Source organism: Cystobacter fuscus (genome assembly GCF_002305875.1).
Classification (GTDB): Bacteria; Myxococcota; Myxococcia; order Myxococcales; family Myxococcaceae; genus Cystobacter; species Cystobacter fuscus_A.
Window position 1 is genome coordinate 4,359,456 of the sequence record NZ_CP022098.1, and the last position, 22,338, is coordinate 4,381,793.

Consider the following 22,338-nt stretch of genomic DNA (forward strand, 5'->3'; position numbering starts at 1 on the left):
AGCTGGAAATCCACTGGGCCTATAGCTCAGCTGGCTAGAGCGCGCGCCTGATAAGCGCGAGGTCGGTGGTTCAAGTCCACCTAGGCCCACCAATTTCCCACCGGGGAGATTGGGGACGCGACGACAGCCGGCAGGTGGAGGGACAGTGACACATTCAGGGGCTGTAGCTCAGTTGGGAGAGCGCCAGCTTTGCAAGCTGGATGTCGTCGGTTCGATCCCGTCCAGCTCCACAGTTTACTGACGAAGTTGGAGTCAGGACGTTCTTTGACAAGTTCATACGAAGGGTAGAAATCAATTTCTGCTGAGAAGTTCTCTCACCCGCAGAAAGCCAGCATCTCCGCGAGAGCGGCGAGGCTGGGTGGAGCGGGTGAAATCAAGTGAATTCTTTCGGGTCCGCGGCGAAGAGCCGGGGCCTGGACCTTGGTCTCGAGTTTCAAGGCCACTCGCCGGGAGGCGGGCTGGTGAGGGATTAAGGTAAGTAAGCTACTAAGGGCGTGCGGTGGATGCCTAGGTGCCAAGAGGCGAAGAAGGACGTGGGTGGCTGCGAAAAGCTCCGGGGAGTTGCCAACCGAACGTTGAGCCGGAGATGTCCGAATGGGGAAACCCAGCGCGGTGAAAGCCGCGTTACCTCAGCCTGAATCCATAGGGCTGAAGGAGCGAACCAGGGGAAGTGAAACATCTCAGTACCCTGAGGAGAAGAAAACAACGAGTGATTCCCAGAGTAGCGGCGAGCGAAATGGGAGGAGCCTAAACCGGTGTCATGAAAATGGCATCGGGGTTGCGGGTCCGCGGTAGGACTCTGGTTTGTTAGCGGAATCACCTGGAAAGGTGGACCAAAGGGCGTGACAGTCGCGTACGCGAAAACGAACTGGAGCCGAGCGGGGTACCCAAGTAGGGCGGGACACGTGCAATCCTGCCTGAATCTGCCGGGACCATCCGGTAAGGCTAAATACTCCTTGGCGACCGATAGTGAACTAGTACCGCGAGGGAAAGGTGAAAAGAACCCCAGTGAGGGGAGTCCAAAGAACCTGAAACCGCATGTCTACAAGCAGTCCGAGCACTACGGGGCAACCCAGTGCGAGGGCGTACCTTTTGCATCATGATTCGGCGACTTAATGTACGTAGCGAGGCTAAGCCGATAGGTGGAGCCGGAGCGAAAGCGAGTCCGAAACGGGCGAATGAGTTGCGTGCATTATAACCCGAAGCGGGGTGATCTACACATGGCCAGGTTGAAGTGAGGGTAACACCTCATGGAGGACCGAACTCATGAAAGTTGAAAATTTCTGGGATGAGCTGTGTGTAGGGGTGAAAGGCCAATCAAACTCCGTGATAGCTGGTTCTCCCCGAAAGATATTTAGGTATCGTCTCGAGTAATTCAATGCTGGAGGTAGAGCACTGGAACGGCTAGGGGTCTCACCAGATTACCAAACCGTACCAAACTCCGAATGCCAGCAATTGTTAGCTCGGGAAGCAGTCAGTGGGTGATAACGTCCATTGGCAAGAGGGGAATAACCCAGACCGACAGCTAAGGCCCCCAAGTCTAGTCTAAGTGAACACTAGAAAGGATGTGGCAAGTCATTGACAACCAGGAGGTTGGCTTAGAAGCAGCCATCCTTTAAAGAAAGCGTAATAGCTCACTGGTCGAGACAGGCCGCGCCGAAAATGTAACGGGGCTCAAGACTAGCGCCGAAGCTTCGGATTGCATGCGTCAGGCGCATGCAGTGGTAGGGGAGCGTTGCAACAGCAGTGAAGCCAGACCGCAAGGGCTGGTGGAGCGGTTGCGAGTGCTGATGCCGAAATGAGTAGCGATAAAGGGGGTGGGAAACCCCCTCGCCGTAAACCCAAGGTTTCCTGGGTCAAGTTAATCTTCCCAGGGTTAGCCGGGACCTAAGCCGAGGCCGAAAGGCGTAGGTGATGGCAAGCAGGTTAATATTCCTGCGCCATCTTGTAGACGTTGAACCGAGGAAGGACGGAGAAAGCTAGGCGAGCTGACCGGTGGTTGTGTCAGTCCAAAGGCGTAGGGGTGTCGCGTACGACTAAAGGCGCGGCAGCCATCCCCGAGACCCCATGGCACCCCTCACGGGGTAAGTCGCTGATGCTCGGCTTCCAAGAAAAGTTCCGCGGGGAGTCTACAGGGTGTCCGTACCGCAAACCGACACAGGTGGGTGAGGAGAAAATCCTAAGGCGCTTGAGAGAACTCTCCTCCAAGGAACTAGGCAAATTTCCACCGTAACTTCGGAAGAAGGTGGGCCTCTGCCAGGTGTAGGCGTACAGCCGAAGCCGAGAGAGGTTGCAGAGAAATGGCGGTAGCGACTGTTTACCAAAAACACAGGACTCTGCGAAGGCAAGAAGCCGACGTATAGGGTCTGACTCCTGCCCGGTGCTGGAAGGTTAAGGGGATTCGTCAGCCGCAAGGTGAAGCGATGATCCGAAGCCCCAGTAAACGGCGGCCGTAACTATAACGGTCCTAAGGTAGCGAAATTCCTTGTCGGGTAAGTTCCGACCTGCACGAATGGAGTAACGACTTCCGCGCTGTCTCGGAGAGGGACTCAGCGAAATTGAAATAGCTGTGCCGATGCAGTTTACCCGCAGCAAGACGGAAAGACCCCGTGAACCTTTACTACAACTTGACAGTGACACTAGGGTTCGACTGTGTAGGATAGGTGGGAGCCTTTGAAGCCGGGCCGCTAGGTTCGGTGGAGGCAACGGTGAAATACCACCCTGTCGGATTCTGGTGTCTAACCATGCTCCCTCACCGGGAGTTGGAACACTGTCTGGTGGGTAGTTTGACTGGGGCGGTCGCCTCCCAAAACGTAACGGAGGCGCGCGATGGTTCCCTCAGCCCGATTGGAAACCGGGCGGCGAGTGCAATGGCATAAGGGAGCTTGACTGCGAGACGGACACGTCGAGCAGGTGCGAAAGCAGGTCATAGTGATCCGGTGGTCCTGAATGGAAGGGCCATCGCTCAACGGATAAAAGGTACTCCGGGGATAACAGGCTTATCTCCCCCAAGAGTTCACATCGACGGGGAGGTTTGGCACCTCGATGTCGGCTCATCGCATCCTGGGGCTGGAGCAGGTCCCAAGGGTTTGGCTGTTCGCCAATTAAAGCGGTACGCGAGCTGGGTTCAAAACGTCGTGAGACAGTTTGGTCCCTATCTGCTGTGGGCGTAGGATACTTGAGAGGCTCTGACCTTAGTACGAGAGGACCGGGTTGGAGACACCGCTGGTGTACCAGTTGTCTCGCCAGAGGCATCGCTGGGTAGCCATGTGTCGATTGGATAACCGCTGAAAGCATCTAAGCGGGAAACCGACCTCAAGAACAGGTATCCCGGGCGCAAGCCCCCGAAGACCCGTCGAAGACGACGACGTTGATAGGCCGGGTGTGTAAGCGCGGTAACGCGTTGAGCTAACCGGTACTAATAGGTCGAGAGGCTTACTTTACCTCAATCTCTCAGCAGCCCCACCGGGAGCGGTGGGTGGTACGAGAGTCGAGGCCAGGGTCGAGGCCCCGAGCGAGCGCGACAGCGCGGCGCCGGGCCCGGAAGAAGGCACGAGCACTTCGCAGTGGAAGTTGGTTTCACATACCCTTCGTATGAACTGTCCTGTTTTTCCGGTGGCAATGTCGGAGGGGTCCCACCCGTTCCCATCCCGAACACGGAAGTTAAGCCCTCCAGAGCCGATGGTACTCCGCGGGAAACCGCGCGGGAGAGTAGGTCGCTGCCGGATTTTTTTCTGAAGGCCCCGAGTCCGCACCCCAAGGTGTCGACTCGGGGCCTTCGCCTTTGCGGGCTTCGCGCTGCACTGTCGCTTTAGGACATCCCCTCACGCTCGTCGTGGAGTCCGTGCCCGCGTCACGCTACGCCCTCGTTCCATGAGCGAGCGAGACCTGCTGATGATCCCCGGCCCGGTGGAGTTCGATCCCGAGGTGATGCGCGCGCTGGGCGCCAAGACAGCCAGCCACGTGTCCCCCGAGTTCATCGCCGTGTTCGGCCGGGCCCTCCAACGCCTGCGAGAGGTGTGCTTGGCCCCCTCGGCCCAACCCTTCGTGGTGGCGGGCAGCGGCACGTGGGCCATGGAAATGGCGGTAGCCAATCTGGTGGAGCCGGGCGAGCGCGCCCTGGTCGTGAACACCGGCTACTTCAGCGACCGCATGGCCACGTTGCTCGAGCGCTACGGGGCCGAGGTGCTGCAGGTGCGGGCCACCCCGGGCGAGGTGCCGGACCCGGCGGAGGTGGAGCGGCTACTCGCGGGAGGCCGCTTCAAGCTGATGACCGTCACGCACGTGGACACGAGCACTGGAGTGCTCGCACCGGCGGAGGCGCTTGTGCGGGCGGCCCAGCGGCACGGGGTGCTGTCCGTGGTGGACGGGGTGTGCGCCACCGCCGGCGAGACGTTCCACCAGGACGCGTGGGGCGCGGACGTCTACCTCACCGCGAGTCAGAAGGCGCTTGGAGTGCCTCCAGGACTGGCGCTCTTGAGTGTGAGCCGACGGGCCATGGACTCCTGGCGCGCCCGCCGCACACCCGTGCGCTCCTTGTACGCGGACTTCGCCGAGTGGCTTCCCATCATGGAGGCCTATGAGGCGGGCCGGGCCGCGTACTTCGCCACCCCACCCGTCAACCTCGTGTACGCCCTGGAGGTGAGCCTCGGACAGCTCCTACGTGAGGGCATGGAGGCGCGCTTCGAGCGGCACCGTCGCATGGCAGGGGCCTTCCGGGCCGCCTGGCGCGCGCTGGGTCTGCGCACGTTGCCCGCGTCCGAGTCCGTGGCCGCCCATACCCTCAGTGCCCTCTACTTCCCGGAGGGCGTGGATGCCGCGTGGGTGGGCAAGGTCCGCGAGCAGGGCGTGGTGCTCGCTGGCGGCCTCCATCCCCAACTCAAGACGCGCTACTTCCGCGTGGGGCATATGAACGTCGTGAGCCCGGGGGATGTGCTGGTCACCGTAGGAGCCATCGAGCGAGCACTCGCCGGAGCGGGCCACCGCATCGCACCGGGCTCGGCCGTGGCCGCGGCCCAGGCGGCCCTGCTTCCTCCGGGGTGAGCCGCGTGTGGGGGCGGGGGGCCCTCGGGGCCCTGGATGGCCCGTGGTAGACTCCCTTCCTGGGGTGACGAGGCTTCGCTCCAGGGCCACAGGGAATCCATGAGCACGATCTCGCAAGGGCTGACGGACAGTGAGTCGTCACTGTTCTGGCAGCAGGAAATGGAACAACGGCTGGCGCTGGCGACCCCGCAGGATACCGTGCGAGGACTCTTCTTCAAGAGCACGCTCGACAAGGTGCGCGCGCTCGATGGCGAAGCGGCCGCGAGGCACTGCCTGATGGCCAGCGGAGAGCGCCACTTCGTGGAGTTCTTCAACTATCCCACCAGCTCCCTCATCCGGTTGACCTATGCCGCCGGGCAGGTGCTGGCCCCTCGATACGGCGGCTTCGACAGGGCCGTGTGGTTGTTGGGACATCAGGCGATGACGGACTTCCTCGACTCCCTCATGGGCAGGGCGTTGAAGCACCTCTCCGGTCAGGACACCCGGAGCCTGATGATCAGCATTCAGGGCATCTACCGGATGACGACGAGTTATGGGACTCGCCAGCTGGTGTGGGATGGGCCCACGACGGGCCGGCTCCTCCTCACTCGCAACTTCATTCCCCGCGCGTATCACGAGGGGGGCCTGCGGGCCACGCTCGACCGGATGGGCGCCCAGAACGTGAAGATCAGCGGACGGCAGCCGTCCGTCCTCGATTATGAGTTTGAATTCTCCTGGGAATGATCATTCCCCCAGGGGGGCCGGAGCGCGCCCCACAAAGGGCTTCTCGCCTGGCTGTGATTGAGAAGCGCCGCTCGTGGCGGCGAGTTCCGCCGTGACATTCGTATTCCACGCGGCGTCTGGTCCATGACCTGGTTTAGTCTGGAGCTCTCTTTCTCCGGAGACAGCCATGTCCGTGTTGAGTCGTCTGTTCGAGAAGAAAACCCTGGCGCGCGAGTTGCTCGCACTTTCGCTGGTCCTGGGTGCCACGGCCGTACAGGCCGAGGGACCGAGTCTGGCCGAGGCCTACAAGGCGCTCGCCTCCCGCAAGATGGTCGATCTCACCCATAGCTTCAGCCCCAGCACGCCGGTATGGCAGGGCTTTGGCCAGGCCACCTTCACCACCGCGTCGGATCCGAAGACCTACCGGCCCTACAATCTGGAGAAGGATGGCTTCCGCACGACCTACTATTCCATGGTGGGTCAATACGGCACCCACGTGGATCCTCCCGCGCACTTCCACGAGAACGGAATCACCCTGGATCAGATTCCCCTGCGGGAGATGATCCTTCCCCTGGTGGTGCTCGACATCACCCCGTTGCTCGGCAAGGACCCCAACCACGCGATCACCGTGCAGGACATCCTGGACTGGGAGAAGAAGCACGGCCGCGTGCCGGAGGGCTCCTTCGCCGCGCTGCGTACGGACATGTACAAGGACTGGGGCAATCCCGAGCGCTTCAAGCGCTACCCCTTCCCAGCCTGGTCCCTGGCGGCCGTCCAGTTCCTCTTCGAGAAGAGGAAAATCACGGCCATCGGTCACGAGTCGCTCGATACCGACATCACCTCGACGCTCGACGCGGAGAAGTGGGTGCTGGGCCAGGGGCGCTATCAGATCGAGGTCATGGCCCACCTGGACAAGGTGCCACCCACGGGGGCGTTGATCGTCGTGACCTGGCCCAAGGTGGCCAATGGTCTGGGCTTCCCGGCGCGCGCCTTCGCCATCGTCCCGTGACACGCTTGTTGCCTGGCTGCGTCAACGTGTGGATTTGAGTTTTCCCGGGAGGAATTGAAAGTGAGGGAATCCTTGCACTCGGGGTTCCTTCACCTGGACTGCGTATTCATGTTGCCAGCGGCGTGGATTGATCTTCTACTTGAGGGGAGCCCCACCATCCCCCCTCTCCAGACGATGCGTCGTCACGTGAGTGCCATGGTCCACAAGAGACTCGTCCCTGTCCTCGGTCTTCTCCTCGCCTGGGCGCCGCATCCGCCCGCTCATGCGGAGGGAACGGGAGCTGTCGAATACAAGACCACGATGGGCAAGATCAGAGGCCTCTTCGAGAAGCTCAAGTATGAGGAGGCGCTCGATCAGGTCGGACTCGCGCGTGGGCGCCCGTTGAGCACGTCCGCGCTCGTGACCCTGTCCCTCTATGAGGGCATCCTCTTGTTCGAGATGGGGAGGCTCCAGGAGTCCGAAGAAGCCTTCCAGGTGGCGATGATGCTCCGGCCCAATGAGCAGCTTCCTGAGCAGGTCTCCCCCAAGGTCGTGGCCCACTTCGAGGCCATCCGGCAGAAGGTTCAGCAGGAGATGCTCCAATCGCTCGAGGCCCACCAGAACGCTGCGACGAGTGACTCACCCTCAGTGGCTTCGTCCAAGGAGAAAGCCTCGCCGAAGTGCGCGTCCACACTCATCGCGGCCAATGGCAGGACCTTGAAGGCCCAGCAGTTGTGGCGCCTCGCCTCGATGGAACAGATGCTGTGCGCGCCGGGGATTCCGCGCAAAGCGGTCTCCAAAGCCATGGCGACCTTGAAGACCCAGGTCTCGGAGGCGGGCACGATCACCGAGTGGGTGCGTGTCAGCCAGGAGATCGACCAGCTCGCCCACCAGTTCGCCCTCTATCCCTCCTCCGAGGATTGGCTCCAGGCGAAATCCGCCGTGCCGGAAGCGCTCTGGGAAGTCGGGGACGAGGACCAGGACGTACCACTGCCCGAAGCGCCCGCCGTGGTCCCTCCAGAGCCACCAGCGAATCTGTTCGGATGCCGGGCGGCTGTCGCCGCGGAGTGTGAACGGCTCATGATGCGGCTGATTGCTCTTCAGGCGCGGACCACTGAGATGGATGAGGCCAGCAGGAGCACCGCTCTGAGCGCGCTGTTCCAGTTGGGCCAGAAGGTCCGGGAAGCCGACTCCAGCAAGCTTCTGGAGACAGCCTCTCGTGGCATCGACGACTGGGCGGGGAAGCCTCGCGAGGCTTCGCTGCCTGTTCAGGGAAGCCTTGAAGCCTCACTCCTCGAGTAGATTGACCCAGAGAGAGCTGTTCGCTCCCGCCTTCACGTCGAGGATGATCTCCTTCGTCCTGCGAATCTCGTCGTTGACCAGCTTCAGGGTGTGGCGTCCTGGGAGCAGCTTCAGCTGCCCCTTCAGGGGAGTCACGCCCAGGCGCTTGCCATCCACGAAGACCGTGGCGTAGGGCCGGACGCGCAATTCCACGAGGGGCGCGACCGACGCGAAGCTCTTGTCTTCCACCTGTCCGGCGGGCTCCGGAGCCGCCACGGGAGGTTCCCCTGGCGCCGGGGTTTCCGCGCGCGGAGTCGGCTCGCTCGCGTTGGGCGCCGGCTGGGAGAGGGGCTCGGGTGTGCTCCCGGGCATGGGGGCGGAGCCTTGAACCTCCGGCTGGGACTTCATCCGCCAGAGCGCCACGCCGCCACCGCACGTCGCCAGCAGCACGCCGCCGAGCAGGACGGGCCCCCACCGGTTCGAGGTGCGGGGCTTCTCCGCCGACATGACGGGGCGCCGCACGGCCGCGGCGGCACCCGAAGGGCGTGGCGGCACGGCCGTCTGACGCGCCGCCTCCGTCATCGGCTGCGGTTCCTGGCCGTCCCTGTCGAGGGCGGACGCGGGGACGGGTGGCAGGGTGGGCCGTGACGGGCGCGTTGTTTCGAGTTCGACGCTCCGGGGGAGCGGGGTGACGAGGGTGTTGGGAGTTTCCCTCGAGGGAGGGGACACGCGCACGTTCGCGGTCGGCACCTCGTTCGTGCTCGAGGAGGAGCGTCTCCTGGCGAGGTTCGGTGGCGCGGAAGCCGTCGGCACGGGCGCCGGTGTCAGGGCCGGCATCGGCGTATCCGAGGTCGCCCGGATGAGCTGGGCCACCTGCTGCGTCGTCACGGGCTTGCCGGCGGAGACGATGAAGCTCTCCAGGTCCGCCTGCAAGTCGTGGCAGTCCGGGTAGCGTTGCTCGCGCTCCCTGGCGAGTGCCTTGCCGAGAATCCGCCTGAGGGGCTGTGGCAGATCCGGACGGAGCCGGGCCGCGGGAATGGGCTGCTCGTAGAGGATGGCCTGCATCAGCCCGGCGTCCGTGTCCGAGATGAAGGGGCGCTGGCCCGTGAGCAGCTCGTAGAGCACCACCCCGAGCGCGTACACATCCACGCGCCGGTCCAGTTCCCTGGCCCGTATCTGTTCGGACGGCATGTACGCCAGCTTGCCCTTGATGACGCCGCTCTCGGTCTTGTGGGCCTGCCCGGCGGCCTTGGCGATGCCGAAGTCCACCACCTTCACCGCTCCCTGCCGGGACAGCAGGATGTTGTCCGGGCTGATGTCCCGGTGGATGAGCCCCAGGGGCTCGCCCGTGTCGGGGTCCGCGAAGTCGTGGGCGAAGGCCAACCCCTCGCACGCGTCGGCGATGAGCCGGGCGCATATGGCGGGCGGCAGGGCCAGTCCCTGGGCCGCGGCGCGCTTGATGAGCGCGCGCAGACTGGGGCCGTCGATGTACTCCATGGCCAGGAAGTAGGCGCCATCGGCCTCGCCGAAGTCGAAGATCTGCGCGATGTGCGGATGCGTCAGCCGGGCGGCGAGCTTGGCCTCGGACAGGAACATCTGCACGAAGGCGGGCTCCTGCGCGAGTTGGGGCAGGATGCGCTTGAGCACCAGGGTCTTCTCGAAACCCATGGGCCCCGCAGCCTTGGCGAGGAATACCTCGGCCATGCCTCCCGTGGCGAGCTTGCGGATCAGCTGATATTTCCCCACCTGCTGTGTCGCGTCCAACGCTCTCTCCCAACGACTCCGAAGGTCGCGCTCCGGTTCGGGCACTCGTGAGGTCTTCTCCTCACGCGGCGGAGTCAGGGGATATCAGGTGGCGTTTCCCTTGTCGTGATCCTGGCTGGCCGCGGAGGGCGGAGCGGGGACCGGAGCCGGGGCCACGCCCGGTGGTGAGTCCCAGGAGCCACGCTCGCACTGGAGCAGACGCTCGAGCACGGCGAGCGCCGGAGCGCTCCCCGAGGCGCGGACCTTGTGCTCCATGCCGATGTTGAGCAGCTCCATGCGCAGGCGCATGGCATCCGCTTCGCGCTCCTCCGTCTTCAACTCCACCGCCTGGAGGTTGTCGAGCCAGGAGCGCTCGGTGACGAAGCTCAGCCTGCGCACGAGCGAGTCCACGACGTAGCGCTGCTCGGGGCGTCCGGTCCGTGACACGTCGAGAATGGGTTTGGAGAGGAAGGCGCGCATGTCCACGCCCCTGACGCGCCGTTGCAGCCAGGCCTCCGACGTGGAGATGGGCAGATCCGTCGTCTCGCCATCGACCTTGGCGAACGCATGGGCCTCGGCGTAGCTCACCCGTCCATCCCCGTCATGGTCGGCCGAGGCCACCACGCTTCCCGTCCGGCTGACGCCCGCGAGCCCCGCGAAGAAGCTGGAGCTGTAGTCCCGGTAATCCGCTTCGTCCACCTCCGGGGTGCACCCGACGGATGGGAGGTACTCCACCGTGGCGAAGAAGCCACACCGGGGCTGTGCCACCACGGAATGCTGGGGGTTGGCGTCCTGGTAGATGAAGTTGGCGAACGAGCCGGAGTAGCACTGTGACATCATCGTGACGACAGGGGTGGTGCTCGGGAGCCGGCCCAGGAAGAGGCCAAAGGCGCGGACCGTCAGCGTGTCCGAGTCCCAGAGCGCCAGGTGGTTGTTGTCCAGGTTGTTGCCGTTCATCCCCCCGTGGCCCGTGAAGTAGAGGAAGACGGGTCGCTCGGGCGCCTTCCGGGCGTTGTCCTCCAGCCACTCCAGGAAGTGCTCCAGGGTCGCCGCTCCCTTGAGATGGGGAATCTCCAGGGATTTGAACGAATCGCGTGTGCCCCGGCCCCCGGCGCGGTAGCGGACCGTGGCCTTCCCGTCCGTCCCATTGGCGAAATAGATGGACGCCGACTCGGGAGCGAAGCCGAGCGATTGGAGCGTCCGCTGGAAGTAGAGGACGTTCTTCTCCAGGGCGATCTCGTTGCTCGCGGGCTCTCCTCCACCCCCCAGCACGAGGAAGCTGGAGGCTCGCGGAGGGGTACGCAGGGGCTCGAAAACGGCCTCGGGCTCGGAGACCTCGGGCTCTGGATCCTCGAACGAGGGGTCCATCCATTCGACGACCTCTCCGCCCCACGTGGGGGGCGGCGCCCTCTTGCACCCGGATACGCCCAAGAGGAGCACGGCCAGGCTGGTCTTGAAGCTCGATCCCCGTGTCATACCGGGAGAATCTAGACCCAACGCGTCGACGCCCGCACCCTCCACGCGGGTCGTCGACACGGCGAACTGTTCAGCCCTTGAGCACCGCGATGGGCGTGAGCCGCAGCCACGGCGTCACGAGCTCCTCCTCATCCACCAGCACCTCGGTGATGTCGCGGTAGACGGCCGGAGCCTCCTCGACCAGGGAGGCGGCGCGTCCCACGTCGAACACCACACGGCGCAGGGCGTGTTCCAGTGCGTCCGGACGGATGCGGGCTCGCGCTTCCTTGCGTGTCATCACCCGGCCCGCCCCATGTGAGCAAGAGCCGAAGGAGCGGTGTTCGCCTCTTCCCGTGACGAGGTACGAGGCCGTTCCCATGCTGCCGGGGATGAGGCCTGTCTGTCCGGGGGCCAGACCGATGGCTCCCTTGCGATGGACGAGCAACGTGCGGCCGAAGTGCTGCTCGGCCGCGACGTGGTTGTGGTGGACATCCACTCGGGAGTCCGGCAGCGGTTCCCTCCCGAGCATGTCGGCGAGCACTGCCCCCGCGCGAGACAGGAGCGCGTCGCGATTGGCACGGGCGAAGTGACACGCCAGTTCCGTGTCCGCGAGGCAGGCGGCCCCCTCGGGAGTCTCCGTGCTCAGGCCGGGCAGCGAGCCCTCTCCCTGAGCCTGGGCTACACGCACATGGTGGGCGGCGATGGCGGCACCGACGCCCCGTGAGCCCGTGTGGAGCAACAGCCAGAGGTCTCCCCCCGCGTCCCGGTCCAGCTCGAGGAAGTGGTTGCCACCCCCGAGTGTCCCGAGATGTCTGGGCGCCAGTCTTTCCCACTCGCGCTGGAGGCGGTGGGTGGACAGGCGCGCGGCTTCGAGCCCGGGTGGCAGTGGCAGCCCCCGTCCCCGGTGGACCGCATCGCCCACGGGCACGGCCCGTGCGAACGCGGCGAGCAGGCGTGTCAGCCCCGCTCGATCGATCGCGGAGGCGGGGTAGTCGAAGCGCACGGCGCTCACCCCGCAGCCGAGATCTCCCCCGAGCGCTCCGGGAACGATGTGGCGCTCGGTGGCGAAGACGGTGCCCACCGCGACCCCCTCGGACATATGGACATCCGGCATGGCCGCCACGTGCTCGACGACGTAGGGCTGGCTCGCGATGTGTTGGAGTTGCTTCACCGCGCCCGCCGGCACCACGCGGGCCCAGGCGAGGATGGGGACGGCTCCCGGTGGGCTTTCGAGGACGCGCGGCATCATGCCTCACCCCCTTCCTCGTGCTCCTCGCTCCACGTGGACGCCACGCCCACGTAGATGAAGCGCAGGTGCGGCACCCGCTTGAGGTCCAACCCCAGCGCGAGTTGCGAGCGGATGAAGCCGCTCGCGCGTTCGAGGGCCTTCTCGACCGGCGCCGGCCCGGTGGCCGCGGCTTCGGGGGGCAGGGTGAAGCCGATTCGGGCGTTGCGCCCGTCCGGCGTGAGCTCGAGTGACGTCACCGCGACGCCCTCGAGCAAGGGATCGGACAGCTCTCCACGGAAGAGGCGGGACACCTCCTGGAACAGGGTGGACTGGATGCGCAGGTGGCGCGCGGGGATGGCGTCGGTTTCGGAAGACAGCAGGGAAGAATCCGCGCCCCTGTGCGAGGCGCGGCCACGGCGATGCTTGGAAGAAGTCATGAAGACAAACGGTTCCCGTCAGGCCGCACGAGCCCCGGCGGCTCCAGACGCGGAGCACGCGCAAGACACGTCGGCCAGGTCAGATCGACAGAACTCCGTGCCGGCACCCGCGCACCGAAGGCGGCAGGCCCGTTCGTCTCGACTTCAGCGAGGGAGCGGAGCGCGCCCGGTCAGGCGAGCGTCGGCGTGGAGCGACCCGAGGCACCGTTCAGTACAGTTCCCATGGCACACCTCCCGCCGCGCGAGTCATTCGCACGATCCAATGGGCGCAAGGTGCCACCGCACCTCGCCCGAGTCAACGCCCGGCCCGGAACGCGCACCCGGGCCGCCATGCCACCCGATGTCCTGTTGGCGCTGGAAGTGAGTAGCCTGGAGTCTTCCATGCAACAGGCACCGAGCCTCGATGACTTCGTCCTTCTCAAGCGTCTGGCCATGGGCGCCATGTCCGAGGTGTTCCTCGCGGAGGTGAAGGGTGGGGTGGGGCCGGACCGGCTGGTGGCGCTCAAGCGGATGCGTCCGGAGGTCGCCGGAGACCAGACCTGGGTGAATCAGTTCCTCGACGAGGCCCACCTGTCCACCCTGCTTCATCATCCGTTCCTGGCGCGGCTGCGCACCTTCGGCCAGCAGGATGGGCTGCTGTTCCTCGTATTCGATTACGTGCATGGCCTCACCCTGGCGCAGCTCCTGGAGACACGCCGCGCCGCGGGGCAGGGGGCGCTGCCCTGGGCCCATGCGGCGCGCATCGCCACGTACGTGGCCGAGTGTCTCGCCTACCTGCACGCCCTCCGGGGCCGGGAGGGTCAACCCCTGGGTCTCGTCCACCGGGACATCCATCCTGGCAACGTCATGATCGCCGACACCGGAGCCGTGAAGCTGCTCGACTTTGGCATTGCCCGCCGGAGTGGACGGCTGACGGAGACTCAGCCCGGCCGGGTCAAGGCCCGCCTGGAGTACGCCGCGCCCGAGCAGCTTCGCGAGGCGCCGCTGGATGCCCAGACGGACGTGCATGGACTGGCATTGACACTCTACGAGTTGCTCTCGGGCGTGCAGCCCCTGCGACGGGACACTCCCGTGCGGACGATGGAAGCAGTGCTCAAGGAAGTCCCTCGCGGACTCGGCACGGTGCGGCCCGCCGTGCCCGAGGCGCTCCAACGGAGCGTGACGGCGGCCCTCGCCAAGGAGCCCTCGCGGCGCCCCTCGCTGATGGAACTGCGCACGTCGCTCGACCTCGTCCTGCGCGCCGAGGCTCCCCTGGTGGGCCTGCCCGAGCTGGCCGAACTGGTGGCTCCCTGGCTCCCCGGCTCCGGGCGTCTCGCCTGGGGTCAGGAGCGCTCGCGAGAGGGCGCCACCGTCACCCACACCGCCGACGTGTCCCGCCCGACTCGAGGGACGAAGGGTTGACGCTCAGTCGCCCGCCTTCAGCCCGTAGCGGTTGAGCAGTCCGTGGACGTGGCTGCGCGCCAGCCCCGCCGTGCGCGCCACCTCCGAGATGTTGTTGCCGCACCGCGCGAGCAGCGCCGTCAGGTACTCGCGGGTGAAGGCCTCCACCATGCGCTCCTTGGCCTCCTTGAAGGTCAGTCCACTCAAGTCCTCGGTCGCGGTGACCGTGCTCACCGGCTTCGTGTCCGGCAGCTCCGCGTCTCCCGCCGCGAGGACCCGGTGCACGAAGTTGCGCAGCTCGCGCACGTTGCCCGGCCAGTCGTAGCCCACCAGCCGTTGCACCAGCTCCTCGGTGAGGGGGAAGTCCGGCTGGCCAGCCTGTTGGAAGAGGTGGCGCACCAGCATGGGGATGTCCTCCGCGCGCTCGCGCAGTGCGGGAACGCGCACCGGCACCACCGCCAGCCGGTAGTAGAGGTCCGCCCGGAAGCGCCCCGCGGCCACCTCCGCCTTCAGGTCGCGGTGCGTGGCCGCCACCACGCGCACGTCCACTTCCTTCGCGGCGTTGTCGCCCACCCGGCGCACCGTGCCCGACTCCAGCACCCGGAGCAGCTTCGGCTGGAGCTCCAGCGGCAGCTCGCCCACCTCGTCGAGGAAGACAGTGCCGCCATCCGCCTGCACCAGGTGTCCCTGGCGCTCGGTGTGCGCGCCCGTGAAGGCCCCCTTCGCATGCCCGAACAACTCACTCTCGATGAGCGAGGGCACCACCGCTCCACAGTCCACGATGACGAAGGGCCGGTTGCTCCGGGGCGAGGCCCGGTGGATCGCCTCGGCCAACAGCTCCTTGCCGGTGCCCGTCTCGCCGAGCAACAGCACGGAGAAGGAGGAGCGCGCCGTGCGCTCCAGTACGCCGAACAGCTTCTGCATCGCGGCGCTCTGCCCCAGCGCGCGCCCGAAGGTGGTGCGGGGCGCGGGCTCGGCTGCCTCCTCGGTCGGCTCGGGCATGACGAGCAGCGTCGTCTTGCCCAGCGTGAAGCGGGCCTCGCCCGCGACGGTGACTTCGTGGATGCGCACGCCCAGCGACCAGGTGCCATTGCGCGAGCCCACGTCCCGGACTCGCACGCCCTCCGGCCGGGCCTGAAGCTCCAGGTGGACCCGCGACACCGTCGGATCGCTCAGTCGCAGGCCGCCCTCGACCTGGGTGCCCACCAGCAACGTGCCCTCGAGGGGGATGTCCCGCCGCGCGTCGGGTCCCGTTTCCACCACCACGCGAAAACGTGGGCCGCGCGCTTCTGGTCGCCCCTCCGCCAGGGCACTGGGAGTCAGTGGTTCGGTGGAGGAGAAGACCATGCGGTGTGGCAACATAGAGGCCCCCATGCATCCCCACAAGCAAGCCTCCTCGTGTGCCACCTGCGGGCTGCCCGTTCCCTTTCCGGGAGCCGCCTGCTCGGAGTGCACCGCCATCACCCAGCACGCTGGGGAAGCGGGAGGGCGCCCGCGGGGGCCGGCACGGCCGTCACTCGCCCCGGGGGACGTGCTGGAGGGCAAGTGGCGGCTGGAGGCGCTGCTGGGCGCCGGAGGCATGGGTCAGGTGTACCGGGCCCGGGATCTCGCGCTCGAGCGCACCGTGGCCATCAAGCTGCTCCACGAGCCGTTGTGCGAGGACCCGGAGAGCGTGGCGCGCTTCGAGCGGGAAGCACGGGCGATGGCGCGGCTGGAGCACGCGCACATCACCCCCATCCACGCGGTGGGCCGCGAGGGCGGGCGTCCGTTCATCGTGATGAAGCACCTGGAGGGCATGTCCCTGGCGCGCTACCTGCGCTCGGTGCCCGGGCCCATGCCGGTACCGGAGGTGCTCGCCCTGGCGCGGCAGTTGTGCGCCGGGTTGGACTTCATCCACCAGCGCGGCTGCGTCCACCGCGACATCAAGCCGGGCAACATCTTCGTCTCGCCCAGTGGGCACGCCACGCTGCTCGACTTCGGCATCCTCTGGGAGCACCGCGGCGAGGACCGCACCCAGAGCGGTGTGCGGCTCGGCACGCCCAGCTACATGGCGCCGGAGCAGGCCCGGGGCGAGCCCGTCGACAGCCGCACGGACCTCTTCTCCCTGGGGCTGGTGTTGCTGGAGGCGCTGACGGGCCTGCCTCCGTCGAGCACCTGCCGGCTGCTGGGCGAAGGGCCTCGGGCCGCGGTCTCGGCGCTCCAGGCTCAGGCTCCGTGGCTTCCGCTCCCCTGGGCGGAGGTCCTCGTCCGGGTCACCGCGATGAACCCGGAGCAGCGCCACGAGAGTGCACTCGCGCTGCTCGCGGCGCTGGAGGAGGCGGATCGCGCGAGCGCGAGCCCTCCCGTGGCGTTGGCGTCCCCCTCGTCGACGCCCCCACCGGCGCCGGTTTCCGCGGGGCGTGGGAAGCACGTGCGGCGCGTGTCCTGGGTGCTGTTGGGTGGGGCGAGTGTAAGCGCGCTCCTCCTCGCGACATTCACGCACCGTGGCACGGCGGAGGCCCCGGCCCCGCGCGTGGTGACGGCATCGGACGCCTCCGTGTCGACCGCTCCGGCCAGGCCCGCCACTGCCACTCCGAGCCTGGCGCGGGAAGCGCCCCCGGTTCGGGACTCCACTTCGGCTCGAGACATCGACCCGGCCCCCGCCGCTCCGAGCGCGGCGACCGGGGCCGCCCTGGTGCCAGTACCGGTGGCTCCCGCATCGAACACGCCCGCATCGAACACGCCCGCTTCCCCGACGACGGCTTCCCGCCGGACTCGGGGAGCACAGGTCCCGCTCGCGTCCTCCCCTGCGGGAAGCAACTCCCGTCAGAGGACGAAGCAGGGCAGGGGAGAGGTGCGCGTGGTGACCCTGCACCAGGGCCGGGCGGTCTGGGCCAACGTCAGCGTGGACGGCAAGCACCACGGGGCCACCCCGGTGTCACTCGAGCTGCCCGAGGGGCGTCACTCCGTGCGCGTGGATCGTGACGGCTTCGCCCCGCAGGAACGCCCCATCGAGGTTTTGCCGGGCTCGAAAGCAGTGGTACGCATCGAGCTTCACGAATGAGCGTTCCCCTGTTGGTGATGTCGCTGCTGCTCGCCGCCGGTTCGCCCACTGGAGCGCACCGCGAGCTGGATGCGGCGCTCGAGGCCCTGTCCGAAGGGGACTTCGAGTCCGCGCTCTCCCGTGTGGACGCGGGATTGAAGACGACCCGGGACGAGACGGAGATTGCTCGGCTGCACCTGGTCCGGGGCGAGGCGTACGCGGCGCTCCGCCGTTACTCCCAGATGGAGGCCTCCTTCGCCCGGGCGCTCGAGTCGGATCCGGACGTTCGTCTGGATCCGGAGCGCGTGCAGCCCACCGTGGTGACGCTCTTCGAGAGCCTGCGCGAGCGGCTCCGGGGCGAGCTGGCCGTGGAGGTCGATCCTTCCGGTGCGCGGCTGTTGCTGGATGGACAGCCGCTCGGCCAGGCGCCCTGGCGGGGCCCGGTCCCCATTGGAACGCACACACTGGACGTGGGCGAGGGGAGGACCTCGCTCCAGGTCAAGGTGCGTGCCGGCCGGACGGAACAGGTGCGCGTCGTCCTTCCCCCAGCGGCCTCGAGGGACGCGCCCTGGTCCGGACTCTCCTTCAGCGCCCAGGTCCGGGCCACGCTGGGCGTGTCACCCTTGTCGGGAGTGGGACTGGAGGCCGGAGCGAGGCTGGCGGGCACGTATGTCTACGGCGAGCTCAACGCCACCGTGGGGAGCCGATTCGGAGCGTCCGCGCGACTGGGTGCCCAGGCACCAAGGCTCGTGGGGCCGCTGACCTTCTTCCTCTCGCTCGATGCATATGCCCTGGGGGGACCGCTCCTGTTCGGTGGCGGGCTGTCCGCCGGAGCGAGCCTCCCCCTGTCCGGCAAGTTCGACCTCTTCGTGGAGTTGAGTGGACGCCTGCTTCCGGCGAACGCTTCGTACGGCACCACGCACCTGCTGGGCGTCACCGGCTTGCGCTTCACTCCTGGCGGGTAGCCGCCGTCGGTTGCCTCCGGCGACTCCGTCGCGACCCGGGCCACAGCAGCACCGGCAGCGACACGAGCGCCCCCGAGGCCGAGGTGCAACCCAATCCCATCGTCCAGGGCCCCGCCGCGCCGCCGTCCGCGTCTCCCACGGGAGTCCCGTCTCCCTCCACCTGGAGGGTCGCGGGGAGGAAGTCCGGATGCGAGGCCGCCAACGTCACCGTTCCCGGAGGACCCCCCGGACGGAAGTACACGCGCCGTTCGAAGGTACCGGTGGGAAGGCGCACGCGCTCCACCGGGGACTTGCAGGCCTCATCCGCGTGGTAGCGGCCCTCTCCCGCTGTCGTGGACAGGGACACCTCCGTCTCGTATGGCGCGGGCGCGAGTGCCCCGGAGGCGGAGCTCCGCAGGGACACGTCCACGGCGAGGCACCCCGAGGACGCGCCCGTGTCCTCCGTCCGCTGGAGTTGCAGCCGGCTCGCCATGGGCGTGGCGCTCACCCGCACGTCATCGAAGTCGATGGAGCCGGTGAAGAACCCCTGGTCCGTCCACGGCTCGCCCACCTGGATCCACTTCAACACGTAGATCGCATCGCGCCAGTCGAGTCCGGAGAGCGCGGTGCGCTGCTCGCTCGCCCCCTGCTCGACGCCGTCCACCCACAACCTGGCCTCTCCGTGGGTGGTCCCCAGTCCCCGGGCGCTGAACTCGACCAGGTACCAGCGATCCTGCTCCACCCGTGTCCCATGCACGCTGGCGTAGGTCTGCTCCGTGCCCTTCCTCACGGACAGTTCCCAGATCGGGCTCGGTGACAGGAGCCGCAGCTCCACCCTCATCGGGTTGGTCTGGATGGCCACCACTTTCCCGGGGTTGCCGACGTCGCGCAGGCGCATCCACGAGCGGAAGAAGAACTCCGAGGTCAGGGGGGTGCTCTCGAAGTCGGCGCTCCCCTGGAACTCCGAGACGCTGCTGTTGTTTCTGTCGATCAGGGTGAGCCCGTACTGCCCCCGGTGGGCCCCCGCCGCCCCGTTGGTGAGGGTGTTGGGGCTGATGCTCCTGGCGAGGTCCCACTGGCCCTCCGGCGCGATCAGCGCCCCCGTCTCGAAGTCATCCGAGAACCAGTCGGAGGCGGCGGCCGCGGACACGGGCTGGAGCAGCACGCAGCTTCCCAGCACCAGGCCCCCCCACGAGGGTCTGACCCATTCAGTGATCATCCTGACGAACCTAGCAGCTCCCCTCCTTCGCGAAGGCCAGGAGCTGTCCACTCGACAGGCCAGGCCGCTCCCTGCCGCCTCCCCGTCACCAGGCCGCTCTCCATGGCCTTGGGGCACTGCTTTCCGGGCCCCTCGTTCCATTGACGGGGTGCGAGGACGTGGTGCCTTAAGTCAGATAAGTGACACTCGTGTGAAATCCACGGATTCGTGGCATGGCGCTGACATGTCATGGGTAGACCGCATCCATGTTCCTCCACGCACTCGGACACTTCCACCCGGAGAACCTCATCACCAACGCGTTTCTCCAGGATATCGGCCTGGATACGGACGACACGTGGATCGTCGAGCGTGTGGGCATCCGCACCCGGCACACGGTGCTGCCGCTCGACTACATCCGTGAGACGCGCAACCGGGACGTGCGCGGAGCACTGGAAGCCGCGCTGTATTCCAATGCGGAGACGGGCAGGCGCGCGGCGCTGATGGCGCTCCAGCGCGCGGGGCGCGACGTGAAGGACGTGGGGATGGTGGTGGCGGGCGGCTGCTCACCCGACGAGTGCATTCCAGCGGAGTCCTGCCGCATCGCCGAGGCGCTGGGCATCGAGGCGCCCTCCCTGGACCTCAACGCCGCCTGCTCGTCCTTCTGCGCCCAGCTCCACTTCCTGGCGGGAATGCGGCCGGAGCGCCTGCCGGACTTCATCCTCGTGGTGAACCCGGAGAACTCCACCCGCGTGGTGGACTACTCGGACCGCTCGAGCTGCGTGCTGTGGGGCGATGGCACCAGCGCCGCGCTGATCAGCCCGCGCATTCCCGGTCCCTGGCGCATCACCCAGACGCTGCTCGGTGGAAGCCCCGCGGGTGCGGACAAGGTGAAGGTGCCCCGCGCCGGCCACTTCACCCAGCAGGGCGCTGCCGTCCAGGCCTTCGCCATCAAGCGCGCCAGCGAGACTTTCCTCGAACTGCGCGCGCACTACCTCGCGGCCTCGCCGGAACGCACCCCCGAGGGGCTGAGCTTCATCGGGCACCAGGCCAACCTGCGCATGCTGGAGGCGGTGCAACGGCGCACCGAGGTCACGGCGGAGCGCCACTTCTCCAACGTGGAATACCGCGGCAACTGCGGTGCCTCGGGCGCGCCCACCGTGTTCTCGGAGAACTGGGACAACCCCAGGTTGGGGGACGCGGTGGCGCTCGCGGTGGTGGGCAGCGGCCTCACCTGGGCGGGCACCCTGCTGGAGCGCTACCGCGCGGAGTAGCCCCACGCGCGGCACCGCCGCTCACGCCTTGGGGCCCAGGTCGAGGCCCAGCGCCTCGGTCGCGAAGCGGGCCATGCGCTCGAGGAGCTGCCGGTTCTCGTCCAGGGCATTCCGGCCGGCCAGATTCGTCGCCGACTCGAGCCGCTCGTTGCAGCGCAGATCCAGGCAGAGGTTCACGCCCACCCGGCGCTTCGAGTCGACATCCGTGGTGAGCAGCCCGATCTGATCCGCCGAGCCGGAGGAACGGCACCAGTCACACACCCGGAGCCCCAGGGTCTTGTCGCCCTGCTGGTCGCGGCGGAAGGCGATGCCCGTGGGCCGCTTGCCTCCTGGCGGGGCGAACACGAGGAAGACGCGAACCCCGTGGGGATCCACCCACGAGAGGTAGTCGCGGATGAAGAGGGGAAACTGGGTGCCCTTGGGCGGCTCGACGAACTTGCGATCCCTCGAGCGGAAGGCGCCCAGGAACTCTTTTTCTGTGTCGATGAGGAACATGACTGGCTCCGCAGGTTATCACCCGGCGCGATGGAACCCCTCCCCGCGTGGCCAGGCGACGAAGTACACGCTACCGTCGCCACGACCGCTGCCCTGGCTGCGCGCGGTCGTTCTGGAGGCGGTATGCGGCGTCGAGACGTCCTGGCTGGAGCAGCGCTTCTCGTGACGGGGCTTGCTCCATCGCGCCTTGACGCGCGTGAGGCTTCAGCGCGGTTGTCGCCGCTCCTCGAGCGCTGGGCGCAGGATGAACATCCCGACCTGCACGGTGTCGTCGTTCGTGTCGACGGGGCCGTGGTGGCCGAAAGGCACTATCACGGCGCGGACCCTCAGACGCTTCACGATATCCGGTCGGCCGGGAAGAGCATCACCTCGCTCCTGGTCGGTGCCGCGCTCGAGCGTGGACTCCTGGGCGCACTGGACGCGCCCATCGAACGCGGCTGGCCGGAGGCGCGTGGCAGTGCTCTCGGTCGGGCATCGCTCGCGGACCTGCTGACCATGCGCTCCGGTCTGGCCGCGAATGACGAGGATCCTGACTCGCCCGGCAATGAGGATCGGATGGATGCGGCGAGCGATCCGGTCGCCTTCTTGCTCGGTATTCCCTCCGTCGACAAACCCGGCACGCGCTATGTCTATAATTCGCTGGCGTCCTATGCGGTCGGACTGTTGCTGGAACGCGCGACGGGGAAGAGCCTGCTGGCCTTCGCGCGCGAAGCGCTGTTCGAACCGCTGGGAATCCAACGCGTCGACTGGGCCAGCGACGTGGCCGGTCATACCAAGGGCCAGGGCAACCTGTCCTTGACCACCAGTGATCTTGCCCGGCTCGGACAGATGCTCCTCGATGGGGGCCGATGGCGGAAGCGGCGGATCCTCCCATCCAACTGGCTCGAGACCAGCATGCGGCCGCTCGTCCCGATCAGCGCGGTCGACCCCTATGCCGACGCCTACGGCTATTTCTGGTACACGAAAACGCACCGGCTGAAGGGCGGGGCGGTGACGGTGCGGTTCGCGTCGGGCAATGGCGGCAACAAGCTCTATCTCGTCCCATCCCGGCGCATGGTCGTGGCGATCACCTCGCGCGCCTACGGGCGAGGCTACGGACAACGCCGCTCCGAGGAGATCCTGACGGCACTCCTGTCCGCCTGAGCCCGGGG

General features: G+C 66.8%; 17 protein-coding genes, 2 tRNA genes and 2 rRNA genes. 14 read left to right on the top strand and 7 right to left on the bottom strand.

The features are described from left to right. The first annotated feature begins 15 nt into the window (after nucleotides 1-15). The 8 genes from CYFUS_RS17950 to CYFUS_RS17985 all read left to right on the top strand — a co-directional run bounded on the left by CYFUS_RS17950 (nucleotide 16) and on the right by CYFUS_RS17985 (nucleotide 8,035). Nucleotides 16-92, top strand: a tRNA-Ile gene (locus tag CYFUS_RS17950). A gap of 65 nt (nucleotides 93-157) precedes the next feature. Then, nucleotides 158-230: transfer RNA gene (locus CYFUS_RS17955), tRNA-Ala, on the top strand. A gap of 246 nt (nucleotides 231-476) precedes the next feature. Beyond that, nucleotides 477-3,443, top strand: a 23S ribosomal RNA gene (locus CYFUS_RS17960). Between the two features lie 168 nt (nucleotides 3,444-3,611). After that, nucleotides 3,612-3,728, top strand: a 5S ribosomal RNA gene (rrf, locus tag CYFUS_RS17965). A 145-nt stretch (nucleotides 3,729-3,873) separates the two neighbouring features. Continuing rightward, nucleotides 3,874-5,043: a pyridoxal-phosphate-dependent aminotransferase family protein gene (locus CYFUS_RS17970; RefSeq protein ID WP_095986337.1), complete on the top strand. Its 1,170-nt coding sequence runs from the start codon at nucleotides 3,874-3,876 to the stop codon at nucleotides 5,041-5,043. Between the two features lie 99 nt (nucleotides 5,044-5,142). Next, complete coding sequence (locus CYFUS_RS17975) at nucleotides 5,143-5,766, top strand: TIGR02265 family protein (RefSeq protein WP_157758499.1); 624 nt, start codon at nucleotides 5,143-5,145, stop codon at nucleotides 5,764-5,766. Between the two features lie 166 nt (nucleotides 5,767-5,932). Beyond that, nucleotides 5,933-6,754 (top strand): cyclase family protein, encoded by an 822-nt coding sequence (locus CYFUS_RS17980; protein ID WP_095986339.1) that lies wholly within the window; start codon nucleotides 5,933-5,935, stop codon nucleotides 6,752-6,754. 108 nt (nucleotides 6,755-6,862) lie between these two features. Continuing rightward, nucleotides 6,863-8,035, top strand: a complete 1,173-nt coding sequence (locus tag CYFUS_RS17985; protein WP_157758500.1) for a hypothetical protein — start codon at nucleotides 6,863-6,865, stop codon at nucleotides 8,033-8,035. Here the strand turns inward: CYFUS_RS17985 and CYFUS_RS17990 are convergent. The 4 genes from CYFUS_RS17990 to CYFUS_RS18005 all read right to left on the bottom strand — a co-directional run bounded on the left by CYFUS_RS17990 (nucleotide 8,021) and on the right by CYFUS_RS18005 (nucleotide 12,877). After that, complete coding sequence (locus tag CYFUS_RS17990; RefSeq protein WP_232537807.1) at nucleotides 8,021-9,718, bottom strand: serine/threonine-protein kinase; 1,698 nt, start codon at nucleotides 9,716-9,718, stop codon at nucleotides 8,021-8,023. The genes CYFUS_RS17985 and CYFUS_RS17990 overlap by 15 nt on opposite strands. 144 nt (nucleotides 9,719-9,862) lie before the next feature. After that, the gene (locus tag CYFUS_RS17995) at nucleotides 9,863-11,125 is read right to left on the bottom strand and encodes a Caspase domain-containing protein (protein ID WP_095986342.1); all 1,263 of its coding nucleotides are present in this window, start codon (nucleotides 11,123-11,125) and stop codon (nucleotides 9,863-9,865) included. A 178-nt stretch (nucleotides 11,126-11,303) separates the two neighbouring features. Next, on the bottom strand, nucleotides 11,304-12,461 hold the full coding sequence (locus CYFUS_RS18000) for an RtcB family protein (protein ID WP_095986343.1): 1,158 nt from the start codon (nucleotides 12,459-12,461) through the stop codon (nucleotides 11,304-11,306). Then, nucleotides 12,458-12,877, bottom strand: a complete 420-nt coding sequence (locus CYFUS_RS18005; protein ID WP_095986344.1) for a ribosome-binding factor A — start codon at nucleotides 12,875-12,877, stop codon at nucleotides 12,458-12,460. The genes CYFUS_RS18000 and CYFUS_RS18005 overlap by 4 nt, the downstream gene beginning before the upstream one ends. A gap of 381 nt (nucleotides 12,878-13,258) precedes the next feature. Between CYFUS_RS18005 and CYFUS_RS18010 the strand changes: the two genes are divergently transcribed. After that, nucleotides 13,259-14,278, top strand: a complete 1,020-nt coding sequence (locus CYFUS_RS18010) for a serine/threonine-protein kinase (RefSeq protein ID WP_157758501.1) — start codon at nucleotides 13,259-13,261, stop codon at nucleotides 14,276-14,278. 3 nt (nucleotides 14,279-14,281) lie between these two features. Here CYFUS_RS18010 and CYFUS_RS18015 read toward each other — a convergent pair whose 3' ends face one another. Next, on the bottom strand, nucleotides 14,282-15,517 hold the full coding sequence (locus tag CYFUS_RS18015) for a sigma 54-dependent Fis family transcriptional regulator (protein ID WP_232537634.1): 1,236 nt from the start codon (nucleotides 15,515-15,517) through the stop codon (nucleotides 14,282-14,284). Between the two features lie 112 nt (nucleotides 15,518-15,629). On the opposite strand from CYFUS_RS18015, the gene CYFUS_RS50650 reads away from it, so the two are divergent. Together CYFUS_RS50650 and CYFUS_RS18030 are read left to right on the top strand one after the other, a co-directional pair. Then, on the top strand, nucleotides 15,630-17,300 hold the full coding sequence (locus CYFUS_RS50650; RefSeq protein ID WP_198316612.1) for a serine/threonine-protein kinase: 1,671 nt from the start codon (nucleotides 15,630-15,632) through the stop codon (nucleotides 17,298-17,300). Continuing rightward, nucleotides 17,297-18,244, top strand: a complete 948-nt coding sequence (locus CYFUS_RS18030) for a PEGA domain-containing protein (protein ID WP_095986345.1) — start codon at nucleotides 17,297-17,299, stop codon at nucleotides 18,242-18,244. Before CYFUS_RS50650 ends, CYFUS_RS18030 begins: the two co-directional genes overlap by 4 nt. Here the strand turns inward: CYFUS_RS18030 and CYFUS_RS18035 are convergent. Next, nucleotides 18,228-19,442 (bottom strand): LamG-like jellyroll fold domain-containing protein, encoded by a 1,215-nt coding sequence (locus CYFUS_RS18035; RefSeq protein ID WP_157758503.1) that lies wholly within the window; start codon nucleotides 19,440-19,442, stop codon nucleotides 18,228-18,230. The genes CYFUS_RS18030 and CYFUS_RS18035 overlap by 17 nt on opposite strands. 245 nt (nucleotides 19,443-19,687) lie before the next feature. Between CYFUS_RS18035 and CYFUS_RS18040 the strand changes: the two genes are divergently transcribed. After that, complete coding sequence (locus tag CYFUS_RS18040; protein WP_095986347.1) at nucleotides 19,688-20,692, top strand: 3-oxoacyl-ACP synthase III family protein; 1,005 nt, start codon at nucleotides 19,688-19,690, stop codon at nucleotides 20,690-20,692. A gap of 21 nt (nucleotides 20,693-20,713) precedes the next feature. Here CYFUS_RS18040 and CYFUS_RS18045 read toward each other — a convergent pair whose 3' ends face one another. Then, entirely contained in the window at nucleotides 20,714-21,187 is a 474-nt protein-coding gene (locus CYFUS_RS18045) for an FBP domain-containing protein (RefSeq protein ID WP_095986348.1), read from the bottom strand. On the opposite strand from CYFUS_RS18045, the gene CYFUS_RS51725 reads away from it, so the two are divergent. Both CYFUS_RS51725 and CYFUS_RS18050 read left to right on the top strand, forming a co-directional pair. Next, a complete protein-coding gene (locus CYFUS_RS51725) occupies nucleotides 21,186-21,353 on the top strand; it encodes a hypothetical protein (RefSeq protein WP_198316613.1) in 168 nt (55 codons plus the stop codon). The genes CYFUS_RS18045 and CYFUS_RS51725 overlap by 2 nt on opposite strands. Nucleotides 21,354-21,400: 47 nt before the next feature. Next, nucleotides 21,401-22,330: a serine hydrolase domain-containing protein gene (locus CYFUS_RS18050; RefSeq protein WP_198316614.1), complete on the top strand. Its 930-nt coding sequence runs from the start codon at nucleotides 21,401-21,403 to the stop codon at nucleotides 22,328-22,330. Nucleotides 22,331-22,338: the final 8 nt, after the last annotated feature.